At 68.6% G+C, this 10,388-nt stretch carries 13 protein-coding genes; 10 read left to right on the forward strand and 3 right to left on the reverse strand.

Going from position 1 to position 10,388, the window contains the following annotated elements; genetic code table 11:
- The 4 genes from HUV01_RS07165 to HUV01_RS07180 all read left to right on the forward strand — a co-directional run.
- A partial coding sequence (locus tag HUV01_RS07165; protein WP_174297616.1) for an ABC transporter permease subunit occupies positions 1-303 on the forward strand: 303 nt, incomplete at its 5' end.
- Positions 293-976, forward strand: a complete 684-nt coding sequence (locus HUV01_RS07170; RefSeq protein ID WP_174297617.1) for an ATP-binding cassette domain-containing protein — start codon at positions 293-295, stop codon at positions 974-976. The genes HUV01_RS07165 and HUV01_RS07170, both read left to right, overlap by 11 nt.
- Before the next feature lie 140 nt (positions 977-1,116).
- Positions 1,117-1,491, forward strand: a complete 375-nt coding sequence (locus HUV01_RS07175) for a hypothetical protein (RefSeq protein WP_174297618.1) — start codon at positions 1,117-1,119, stop codon at positions 1,489-1,491.
- Between the two features lie 281 nt (positions 1,492-1,772).
- Positions 1,773-2,690: a manganese catalase family protein gene (locus HUV01_RS07180; protein ID WP_174297619.1), complete on the forward strand. Its 918-nt coding sequence runs from the start codon at positions 1,773-1,775 to the stop codon at positions 2,688-2,690.
- Positions 2,691-2,912: 222 nt separating this feature from the next.
- Here the strand turns inward: HUV01_RS07180 and rpsI are convergent, their stop codons facing one another.
- From rpsI to HUV01_RS07195, 3 genes are all read right to left on the reverse strand, one after another.
- On the reverse strand, positions 2,913-3,479 hold the full coding sequence (gene rpsI, locus HUV01_RS07185; RefSeq protein ID WP_174297620.1) for a 30S ribosomal protein S9: 567 nt from the start codon (positions 3,477-3,479) through the stop codon (positions 2,913-2,915).
- A gap of 1 nt (position 3,480) precedes the next feature.
- Entirely contained in the window at positions 3,481-3,957 is a 477-nt protein-coding gene (rplM, locus tag HUV01_RS07190) for a 50S ribosomal protein L13 (RefSeq protein WP_174297621.1), read from the reverse strand.
- 157 nt (positions 3,958-4,114) lie between these two features.
- Entirely contained in the window at positions 4,115-5,155 is a 1,041-nt protein-coding gene (locus HUV01_RS07195; RefSeq protein WP_174297622.1) for a COX15/CtaA family protein, read from the reverse strand.
- A 254-nt stretch (positions 5,156-5,409) separates the two neighbouring features.
- Between HUV01_RS07195 and dxs the strand changes: the two genes are divergently transcribed.
- From dxs to HUV01_RS07225, 6 genes are all read left to right on the forward strand, one after another.
- The gene (dxs, locus tag HUV01_RS07200; RefSeq protein ID WP_174297623.1) at positions 5,410-7,335 is read left to right on the forward strand and encodes a 1-deoxy-D-xylulose-5-phosphate synthase; all 1,926 of its coding nucleotides are present in this window, start codon (positions 5,410-5,412) and stop codon (positions 7,333-7,335) included.
- 169 nt (positions 7,336-7,504) lie between these two features.
- Entirely contained in the window at positions 7,505-8,254 is a 750-nt protein-coding gene (locus HUV01_RS07205) for a TlyA family RNA methyltransferase (RefSeq protein ID WP_174297624.1), read from the forward strand.
- 88 nt (positions 8,255-8,342) lie between these two features.
- Positions 8,343-8,897 carry a TspO/MBR family protein gene (locus HUV01_RS07210; protein ID WP_174297625.1) on the forward strand — a complete coding sequence of 185 codons (555 nt, stop codon included), beginning with the start codon at positions 8,343-8,345 and terminating at the stop codon, positions 8,895-8,897.
- Between the two features lie 26 nt (positions 8,898-8,923).
- Complete coding sequence (locus HUV01_RS07215; protein ID WP_174297626.1) at positions 8,924-9,280, forward strand: accessory factor UbiK family protein; 357 nt, start codon at positions 8,924-8,926, stop codon at positions 9,278-9,280.
- A 99-nt stretch (positions 9,281-9,379) separates the two neighbouring features.
- Positions 9,380-9,886, forward strand: coding sequence for a YbjN domain-containing protein (locus HUV01_RS07220; RefSeq protein WP_174297627.1), 507 nt, complete (start codon positions 9,380-9,382; stop codon positions 9,884-9,886).
- A gap of 32 nt (positions 9,887-9,918) precedes the next feature.
- A partial coding sequence (locus HUV01_RS07225) for an NAD(P)-binding domain-containing protein (RefSeq protein WP_217430942.1) occupies positions 9,919-10,388 on the forward strand: 470 nt, incomplete at its 3' end.

A 10,388-nucleotide genomic window follows, 5' to 3' on the forward strand; every position in this document is an offset into this window, starting at 1 on the left:
GCTGGGCGTGGCCGCGTGTTCCGCACGATCACGCTGCCGCTCGCCGCGCCGGGCGTGCTGGCGGGCGTCGTCCTGGGGTTCGCGCGCGGGCTGGGAGAGTTCGGAGCGACGATCACCTTCGTCGCCGACGTCCCCGGACAGACCGAGACGCTGCCCCTCGCCATCTACGCCGCGCTCCAGCGGCCGGGCGGCGATGCGACCGCGTGGCGGCTGGCCGCGATCTCGGTCGCGATCAGCCTCGTCGCGCTGGTCGCGTCGGAGGCGCTGGTGCGGCGGGTGGGGCGGGGCACGCATGTGCTCTGATCGCCGCGCGGACCTTGAAGGCGCCGACCTCAAGGGCGCAGGTCCCGCGGCCGACGCCCTCGCAGCCTTCGACATCGACGTGACGGTGCGGCGCGGCGACCGCGTGCTGGGCGCGGTCGTCCGGAGCCTGGCGGGGGCAACGGTGCTGTTCGGCTCCTCGGGCGCGGGCAAGACCAGCGTCCTGATGATGGTCGCCGGGCTGCTCAGGCCAGATCGCGGCCATGTCCGCGTCGGAGGCCGGACGCTGTTCGACGACGCGGCCCGGGCCGACCTGCGTCCCGAGCGCCGCCGCGCCGGTGTCGTGTTCCAGGACGCCAGACTGTTCCCGCACCTGACCGTGCGTGCGAACCTTCGCTACGGCGCGGCACGCGGAGCGGATGCGGATGGGGCGCTGGGCCGGGTGGCACGGCTGCTCGACATCGCCGGCCTGCTCGATCGCTGGCCGCGCGCGCTCTCGGGTGGCGAGGCGCGGCGTGTGGCGATCGGCCGCGCGCTGCTGAGCGACCCCGCCTTCCTGCTGCTCGACGAGCCGACCGCGAGCCTGGACGAGGTCCGGCGGGAGGACGTGCTGCGCGCGATCGAGCGGGTGAGGGACGAGGCCCGGCTGCCGATCCTGATGGTGACGCATGACCTGGGCGAGGCGGAACGGATCGGGATGGTGGTGCGGATGTGAGGAGCCTGTCTGGTCACCGGAACCTCGCGGGGTCCGCCGATCCTCGACAGCGAAAAATGGACGGACTAGTCAGGACGAAGCGCGGACCCGCGCGCGCCGGTGGCCAAGGTCTGGCGGCGTTCGTCATGTCGGAGATGATCATGAAGCTGATACTGGCATCCATCCTTGTCGCATCGCTATCCCCGGTCGCGGCGCAGCAGCTTCCAGCGCAGCAGCCTCCGGTTCAGGGCGGCCCCGTCACCTATGGCCCGGGACATAAGTTGTGCAGCGACTGGTCGGCGGCGGAAACCAAGGCGGACCCGTCGGAATATGCCGGCAACCGTTTCTTCGTGGCCGGCGTCATGTCGGCCTATAACATCTACGTGTCGCCGCCCGGCTTTGACATCGGCCGTGGCCTGACGCCCGACGACATGAAGGGCTTCATGCACGCTCAGTGCGCGGCCCATCCGACCGAGACGATCGCGGCCGCCGCGACCGCGTTCGTCGCGATGATGAAGACGCGGCAAGGCAAATAGCCGCCGCGAGAGGACGGCGCCACCAAGTCGGGTCAGGTCGGGTCGATCGGGCCGGGCCGGTCGCTTGATGGCAAGCAATGCGTCGCGGCCGGAAGCGACCGCCTGTCGCAGGGCCGATCCTGCGCCTGTCCCGGCCCACCACAACCGTACCCGGGCTCTCGCCAGCGTAACGATTTTTCAGCGATTACAGAAGGTAACGATTTGCGATTTGCCCGTAATTGCCGGCAACCAAGCCCGAGGACGGTCGGTTAGCGCATTTCCTCCATGGAAAGGTCCGACCCATGTTCATGCGCGTCGACAAGCTGCAAGCCGAACTCCCCGCTCCCAAGGCGAAGAACCCGAACGCCGCCGCCGCGTTGCAGGAGTTGCTGGGCGGCAAATACGGTGAGATGTCCACGCTGGGCAACTACATGTTCCAGAGCTTCAACTTTCGTTCCAAGAGCAAGCTCAGGCCCTTCTACAGCCTGGTCGCGTCGATTACCGCGGAAGAGCTGGGCCATGTCGAACTCGTCTCCAACGGCGTGGCGATGCTCGCCAACGGGCCGGACGGTGACGACACCGGCGACGGCGGCGACATCTCGGGCGCACCGTTCGAGGACATGACGAACATCCGCCTCGCGGCCTCGTTCCTGTCGAACGGCGGCGGCGTGACGCCGGCGGACAGCAACGGTGCGTCTTGGAACAAGGACTTCATCACCACGACCGGCAACGTCATCACCGACCTGCTGCATAATTTTCACCTGGAGTGCGGTGCGCGGCTGCACAAGCTGCGCGTGTACGAGACGCTGAGCGATCCTACCGGGCGCGAGGTGTGCGGCTATCTGCTGGTACGCGGATCGGTGCACGCGCATTCCTATGCGCTCGCGATCCAGAAGCTGACCGGCGTCGACCTCAAGAAGATGCTGCCGACGCCGAACATCGAGCTGAGCAAGATTCCCGAGTGCCAGAAGTACCTGGACGAAGGTTCGCATCGCCGGCTCTACACGTTCAGCCCGGACGACTATAAGGAGATGGCCGGCATCTGGAGCAACGACGAGGTCGCGTTGCCCGGTGATCCTCCCGGCAATCTGGAAGTCGTTGATGGCATGCCCGACGGTGGCAAGATCCACCAGCTGGCGGGACAGCCCAACGTGTTCACGCCGGACTATGCGCCGGAAGAGATGTACGAGATCGCGACCAAGCTGACCAAGAAGATATGAGGACGGAGCGAAAGCGCCGTTTTGGTTGCGGCGGTCCGATCCGAGACTGGATCGCCTCACCATGACCGCGATGACGATCGCCGTTGCGAGCGCAGCGAAACGATCCGGACTTGAGTGATTTGTGCTTGAGCAGTCCGGCCACGCCATAGACCGGAAGAGTCTGTGCCGTTGCCGGTGGTCGACACGGCAGGTGTCGGGATGGCTTTCGCCATCCCGAACACGTCATCGCTTAGAGAACTGGAAGCTGCGACGCGCCTTGGCGCGGCCGTACTTCTTGCGCTCCACGATGCGGCTGTCGCGAGTCAGGAAGCCGGCCGCCTTGACGGGCGCGCGCAGGACCGGCTCGTATCGGGTGATCGCCTGGCTGATGCCATGCTTCACCGCGCCCGCCTGGCCCGACAGGCCCCCGCCCTTAACGGTGCAGACGACGTCGTACTGGCCCTCGCGTTCAGTGATGCCGAACACCTGGTTGATGACGAGGCGCAGCGTCGGGCGCGCGAAATAAACTTGGCTGTCGCGGCCGTTGATCGTGATCTTGCCGCTGCCGGGCTTCAGCCACACGCGCGCGACCGCGTTCTTGCGGCGGCCGGTGGCATAGGCGCGGCCCTGCTTGTCGATCTCCTGCTCGCGCAGCGGGGCGCGCATCACGGGAGCCTCAATCTGGCCCTCCATATACGCCTCGGCGGAGGCATCGGACCGGGCGACCACGGCCTCGCGCTGCTGGTTCAGCGCGGCGCCGATGTCGGCCAGCGACTGGCGGGAGTCGGAGGACTGGCGATCGTCGGACATGTCAGCCCACCTTGTTCTTGCGGTTCATGCCCGCGATGTCGAGGACCTGCGGGGTCTGCGCCGCATGGTCGTGTTCGGTGCCCTTGAAGATGCGCAGGTTGCGCATCTGCTGCCGGCCAAGCGGCCCACGCGGGATCATCCGTTCCACGGCCTTCTCCAGCACGCGCTCGGGGAAGCGGCCGTCGAGCACCTTGGCCGCGGTCACGCCCTTGATGCCGCCGGCATAGCCGGTGTGCTTGTAGTAGACCTTCTTCTCCGCCTTGTTCGACGTGAAGCGGATCTTGTCCGCGTTGATCACGACGACATTGTCGCCGCAGTCGACATGCGGCGTGAAGCTGGTCTTGTGCTTACCGCGCAGGACGTTGGCGATGATCGATGCGGCACGACCGACCACCAGGCCGTCGGCATCGACGATGTGCCATTTCTTGTCCACCTCGTGCGGCTTGACCGACTTGGTGGCTTTCATAAGCGCCTTCATGGGCGGAAAACCTTGTTCTGGAACCGGAACCGCCTCCGACCGGAGGCGGTGCAAGGCGGCCGAATGCTGGACAACGTCGCAAAAGTCAAGCAGAGCGGGCTTTCCCGGACGGGTATCCAGATACCGGAGCAAGTACCGGGACAGCAATCCGGCCGGCTCAGGCGGTGCGGCGTCCGATCGCATGGGCGGCGGCGACGGCGGCGATCACCAGCAGGGCGGCGTTGGCCTGATGCGCGACCGCGATCGGGATCGCGACGCCCGACATCAGCGTCGAGACGCCAAGCGCGATCTGCAGGGACACCAGCAGCACGACCGCGCGCGCCGGCCCGGCGGCGCCGATCCGGAACGCGCGGAACGCCAGCCAGCCCAGAGCGCCCGCCACCGCGAACGCCAGCCAGCGATGGATGAACTGAACCACGATCGGGTTGTCCATGCCGTTGATCCAGGCCGGCGTCGTCATCGGGACGTCCTGTGGGAACAGCCTGTCGCTCATAAGCGGCCAGCTCGAGAAGGCATAGCCGGCGCGCAGCCCGGCGGTGAACGCGCCGTACATCAGCTGGACGAACAGCAGGACGACGACACCGGCGGCGCCCCATCGCAGACGGGCGGGCGCAGAGACCGGCCCGCGGGACAGCGAGGCGAGATCGAGCGCCGTCCAAATCGTGCCCGCAAGCGTGAACATCGCGAGCAGCAGGTGGGTCGCGAGCCGCAGGTGGCTGACTTCGGTGCGCTCCTGCAGCCCCGAGGACACCATCCACCAGCCGGCGGCGGCCTGCAACGCCAGCAGCGCGACGAGGGTGCAGAGCCGCGCGCCATAGCCGACGGGGATACGCCGCCGCACCGCGAACCAGATCAGCGGCACGATCATGGCGGTCACGACCACCCGCGCCATCAACCGGTGCAGATACTCCCAGAAGAAGATCGACTTGAACCCGGCGAGCGTCATGCCGGCGTTCAGCTCGGCATATTGCGGGATGCGACGGTAGTTGGAGAACTCCGCCTGCCACTGGGCGTCGGTGATCGGCGGGATCGCACCGGTCAGCGGCTGCCACGTCGTCATGGACAGGCCCGATTCGGTCAGCCGGGTGATCCCGCCCACCACGACCATCGCCACGATCAGCGCGGCGACGATGTAGAGCCAGCGGGCCAGCAGCGCGGGTCGCGCGGTGGTGACGAAGCTGCGGCTGACCTGGAGCATGATGGGAAGTTAGTCCCTGCGGGACCGGATTCCAAGGAAGCACCCGTGTTTAAGCCGTGGCCGCGACGGGCGCGCCGATCGGGGCGGCGACGGCGACGGCGGGCCTGGCGCCCGGACCGCCGGGAGCCGGCCGCGGCACGCCGGGCGACACCCATACGACGAGGATAAGCCTTGTCGCGCGAAGTATTGGCGGGGGCAGCCGGCGTGCGATCGTATCAATCGACACCGCGATTGGCGTCGGTTAAGTGCCGCCGATGGACGATCTCCCCGCGACCCCGCTGCTCGACTCCGTGTCCGTACCCGCCGATCTGCGCCGGCTCCACCCCGACCAGCTGCGCCAACTGGCGGAAGAGTTGCGGCAGGAGGTGATCTCCGCCGTCGGCACCACCGGCGGCCATCTCGGTTCCGGGCTGGGCGTGGTCGAGCTGACCACCGCGCTGCATTACGTGTTCGACACGCCGCGCGACCGGCTGGTGTGGGACGTCGGCCACCAATGCTATCCGCACAAGATCCTGACCGGCCGGCGCGACCGTATCCGCACGCTGCGCCAGGGCGGGGGCCTGTCGGGCTTCACCAAGCGAAGCGAGAGCGAGTACGACCCGTTCGGCGCCGCGCATTCGTCGACGTCGATCTCCGCGGCGCTGGGCTTCGCCGTCGCCAACAAGCTGGCGGGCAAGCCCGGCAAGGGCATCGCGGTGATCGGCGACGGCGCGATGAGCGCGGGCATGGCGTACGAGGCGATGAACAACGCCGAGCAGGCGGGTAACCGGCTGGTGGTGATCCTGAACGACAACGACATGTCCATCGCGCCGCCGGTCGGCGGCCTGTCCGCCTATCTGTCGCGCATCGTGACGTCCCGCGAGTTCCTGGGGCTGCGCGAGCTGCTGAAGCGGTTCGCCAAGAAGCTGCCGCGCCCGTTCGCGGACGCCGCACGTAAGACGGACGAGTTCGCGCGCGGCATGACGATGGGCGGCACGCTGTTCGAGGAACTGGGCTTCTACTACGTCGGTCCGATCGACGGCCACAATCTCGACCATCTCATCCCGGTGCTGGAGAATGTGCGCGATGCCGAGGAAGGCCCGATCCTGGTCCATGTCGTCACCAAGAAGGGCAAGGGCTATGCCCCGGCCGAGGCGGCGGCGGACAAGTATCACGGCGTCCAGAAGTTCGACGTCATCACCGGTACGCAGGCCAAGGCGCCGCCCGGCCCGCCGCAGTATCAGAACGTGTTCGGCGCCGCGCTGACCAGGGAGGCGAAGGGCGACCCCCGCATCTGCGCGATCACCGCGGCGATGCCGTCGGGCACCGGGCTCGACTCGTTCGCCAGGGCCTATCCCGACCGGTTCTTCGACACCGGCATCGCGGAACAGCATGCCGTCACCTTCGCCGCCGGCCTGGCGGCACAGGGGATGCGGCCGTTCTGCGCGATCTACTCGACATTTCTGCAACGCGCCTACGACCAGGTGGTGCACGACGTCGCGATCCAGAACCTGCCCGTCCGCTTCGCGATCGATCGCGCCGGGCTGGTGGGGGCGGACGGCGCGACCCATGCGGGATCGTTCGACGTGACCTATCTGGCGACGCTGCCCAACTTCGTCGTCATGGCTGCCGCGGACGAGGCCGAGCTGGTCCACATGACCCACACCTGCGTGCTGCATGACGCCGGCCCGATCGCGGTGCGCTACCCGCGCGGAAACGGCACGGGCGTGGCGCTCCCGCAGGTGCCGGAGCGGCTGGAGATCGGGCGCGGACGGATCGTGCGCGAGGGCAAGAAGGTCGCGATCCTGTCGCTCGGCACCCGCCTTGCCGAGGCGCTGCGCGCCGCCGACCAGCTGGAGGCGCGCGGCCTGTCGACCACTGTCGCCGATCTGCGCTTCGTCAAGCCGCTCGACGAGGCGCTGATCCGCCGGTTGCTGACCACGCACGAGGTGGCGGTGACGATCGAGGAAGGCTCGATCGGCGGCCTTGGCGCGCACGTCCTGACGCTGGCGAGCGACGAGGGCCTGATCGACGGCGGCCTGAAGCTGCGCACGATGCGCCTGCCCGACAGCTTCCAGGATCAGGACAAGCCGGAGCTGCAATATGCGCAGGCCGGGCTGGATGCCGAGGCGATCGTCGACACGGTGCTGAAGGCGCTGCGGCACAACAGCACGGGCGTGACCGAGGGCGCACGGGCGTGATGATCCATCGCCGGACGTGACCACGCCCTTTCCGACGGCTTTTCGCCAAGGGTGAGGAACCGACCGGCCGTGGCGACGTCCCTCCCGGACGCGAATACCCCGACCCACGCGCTGGTGGCGGACGGGAGGAGTCGGACCGTCGGCCGGCTGACGATCGTCGGCCCGTTCCATGGCTAGGCTCCGCATCGACCATCTCCTTGTCGAGCGGGGGCTCGCCGAGTCGCGCACCCGCGCGCAGGCGCTCGTCATGGCGGGGCTCGTGTTCGCAGGGACACGCAAGGTCGCCAAGCCGGGCGAGCAGGTTCCCGACGATGCTCCGATCGAGGTACGGGGGCGAGACCACCCATGGGTCTCGCGCGGCGGGATCAAGCTCGACCACGGACTGACGCGTTTCGGCTGGGACGTCGCGGGCGCGGTGGCGGTCGACGTCGGCTCGTCCACCGGCGGCTTCACCGACGTCCTGCTCCAGCGCGGCGCGGCGCGGGTGTACGCGATCGACAGCGGCACCAACCAGCTCGCATGGAGCCTGCGCCAGGACCCGCGCGTCATGGTCCACGAGCGGACCAGCGCCCGCATCCTCACGGCCGCGCACATACCCGAAGCGGTCGACCTGATCGTCTGCGATGCGAGCTTCATCGGCCTCGCCAAGGTCCTCGAGCGGCCGCTGTCGTTCGCAAAGCCCGCCGCACGCGCGCTGGTGCTGGTGAAGCCGCAGTTCGAGGCGGGCCGGGCGGAGGTCGGCAAGGGTGGGGTGGTCCGCGATCCGGCGGTGCACGAGCGGGTCTGCGCGGAGGCCGCCGCCTGGTTCGGGGAACGGGGCTGGCGCACCGAAGGCGTCGAGCGCAGCCCGATCACCGGCCCGGAAGGCAATGCCGAGTTCCTGCTCGCCGCCGTCCGCAATGCCGCAAACGACGTATAGCCTGGACCGCGACGGCAACGGTTAAGCAATATCGATCGTTTACGTGGCACTTGCGACACGGCAGGGACCGGACGGGAAGGGAACACGCTTGAGCGCCATCGCATCCAGACGCCAGTTGCACGTATCGCTCCTGCGCTGGGTATGCGTGACGGTACCGTTCCTGTTGCTGCTCGGCTTCCTGTCGGGACGCAGCGTGCCGGCGGGGGACCAGAACGGCTGGTATCTCGCGCTCGCCAAGCCTGCCGGCACGCCGCCGGGCTGGCTGTTCCCGGCTGTGTGGAGCCTGTTGTACGTCGCGACGGGCGTGGCGCTGGCGGTCGTCCTGAATGCCAGGGGCGCACAGGGTCGCTGGGTGGCGGTGCTGGCGTTCGCCGTCCAGTTCGCGCTCAACCTCGCTTGGACGCCGGTGTTCTTCGGCGCCCACCACATCGCCGCCGCGGCCGTGCTCGTCGCGGCGATCTTCGTCGTGGCGCTGGTCGCGACGTTGCTCTTCGGCCGCATACGGCCGTTCGCGGCCTGGCTGATGGTCCCGTATCTCGCCTGGCTGTGCTACGCGGGCGCGCTGACCTGGGGCATTGGCCACCTCAACCCCGGGGCGGAAAGCCTTGCGCCCTCCGCGACAAGCACCCAGATCATTCCCTGAGCTATCCTCTTGCGCGCGGGTGCCCGATGCAGTCCCAGAACCAGATGTTCGACGATATCGTGAAGATGGTGAACGGTGCCGCGGGCACGCTGGCGGGCATGGGCCGCGAGGCGGAGGCGGGCGCGCGCAGCCGAGCGAGAGAGTGGTTCGGCGGCCTCGACTTCGTCGGTCGCGACGAGTTCGAGGCGGTGAAGGCCATGGCCGCCGCCGCGCGCGACGATGCGGACGCCCTGCGCGCCCGGCTCGACGCGCTGGAGGCGGGCGCCGCGTCCGCATCGCCGGATGCCTCGCCAGCGCATGTGCCCGCCGCGCAGGCCGAGCTGTCCCCTGCGGCTGCACCGCTGCTCGATCCGGCGCCGATGATCGACGAGGTCGATGGTTGACCGATTGATCCGCCTTTCGCCTTCCGCAGCTTGCATATCGTCATTGCCCGATCCCGTCCCGTTGCGGCATGATCGGACGCGGATGCCGGGAGAACGCGCATGATGCTGGAAGACTCCGACGAGAGCCACGAGCCGGCCGCCCCCGTCGACATGCTCGAGGCCTATTACGCCGCCCACGGCTGGACCCATGAGCGCCATGACGACGAGATCGTCGCGCAGGTGAAGGGCAGCTGGACCGAATACGAGCTCCGCGCGCTGTGGCGCGACGACGACAGCGTGCTCCAGTTCCTGGCGTTTCCGGACATCAAGGTCGCGGACGACCGGCGCTCGGCGATGTACGAGACGATCGCGCTGGTGAACGAGCAGCTGTGGCTTGGCCATTTCGAGCTGTGGTCGTCGAGCGGCATCCTCCTGTACCGCCACGCCGCGATGATCGACGGCGAGGAGGAGGGCACGCTGTCGCTCGCCGCGACCGAGTTGCTGGTCGAGACCGCGATCGACGAGTGCGAGCGTTTCTATCCGGTGTTCCAGTTCGTGCTGTGGGGCGGCAAGACGCCGAAGGAGGCGATCGCCGCGGCGATGGTCGAGACGCACGGGGAAGCGTGACCGACGCGGCGCGGGCAGGCGATGATCTGCCGATGACCCTGTGGCTGGTCGGTTGCGGCAACATGGGCGGGGCGATGCTGCACCGCTGGGTCGCGGGCGGGCTCGATCCGCGGCGGGTTACGGTCGTCGATCCGGGTCGCCCGGACGTCCCCTCCGGGACGAAGGTGGTTCCCGCGCCGCCATTGGGGAACGGTCCGCACGCGCTCGTCCTGGCGATCAAGCCCCAGCAGCTCGACGCCGTCGCACCCCTGCTGGCGTCGACCGCGACACCGCTGCTGCTGTCGATCCTGGCCGGAGTGGAAGAGGCGGCGCTGGCGACCCGTTTTCCGGCCGCGCGCGCGATCGTGCGCGCGATGCCCAACCTGCCGGTCGCGATCGGCGCCGGAGTGACTGCGCTCCACGCCGATCGCGCCGACGATGCGGCGCGCGCGCTCGCGGTCGCGCTCGCGGCGCCGCTCGGCCATGTCGAATGGATCGCGGACGAGGGGGTGTTCGACGCGGT

Source organism: Sphingomonas bacterium, assembly GCF_903643035.1.
Classification (GTDB): Bacteria; Pseudomonadota; Alphaproteobacteria; order Sphingomonadales; family Sphingomonadaceae; genus Sphingomonas.

What these genes read in the sequence shown, in the direction of transcription:
- HUV01_RS07195 (WP_174297622.1), bottom strand. Translation starts at nt 5,155, where the DNA reads ATGCTCCAGGTCAGCCGCAGCTTCGTCACCACCGCGCGACCCGCGCTG.
- rpsI (WP_174297620.1), bottom strand. Translation starts at nt 3,479, where the DNA reads ATGTCCGACGATCGCCAGTCCTCCGACTCCCGCCAGTCGCTGGCCGAC.
- HUV01_RS07170 (WP_174297617.1), top strand. Translation starts at nt 293, where the DNA reads ATGTGCTCTGATCGCCGCGCGGACCTTGAAGGCGCCGACCTCAAGGGC.
- rplM (WP_174297621.1), bottom strand. Translation starts at nt 3,957, where the DNA reads ATGAAGGCGCTTATGAAAGCCACCAAGTCGGTCAAGCCGCACGAGGTG.
- HUV01_RS07175 (WP_174297618.1), top strand. Translation starts at nt 1,117, where the DNA reads ATGAAGCTGATACTGGCATCCATCCTTGTCGCATCGCTATCCCCGGTC.
- HUV01_RS07205 (WP_174297624.1), top strand. Translation starts at nt 7,505, where the DNA reads ATGGCTAGGCTCCGCATCGACCATCTCCTTGTCGAGCGGGGGCTCGCC.
- HUV01_RS07220 (WP_174297627.1), top strand. Translation starts at nt 9,380, where the DNA reads ATGATGCTGGAAGACTCCGACGAGAGCCACGAGCCGGCCGCCCCCGTC.
- dxs (WP_174297623.1), top strand. Translation starts at nt 5,410, where the DNA reads ATGGACGATCTCCCCGCGACCCCGCTGCTCGACTCCGTGTCCGTACCC.
- HUV01_RS07180 (WP_174297619.1), top strand. Translation starts at nt 1,773, where the DNA reads ATGTTCATGCGCGTCGACAAGCTGCAAGCCGAACTCCCCGCTCCCAAG.
- HUV01_RS07215 (WP_174297626.1), top strand. Translation starts at nt 8,924, where the DNA reads ATGCAGTCCCAGAACCAGATGTTCGACGATATCGTGAAGATGGTGAAC.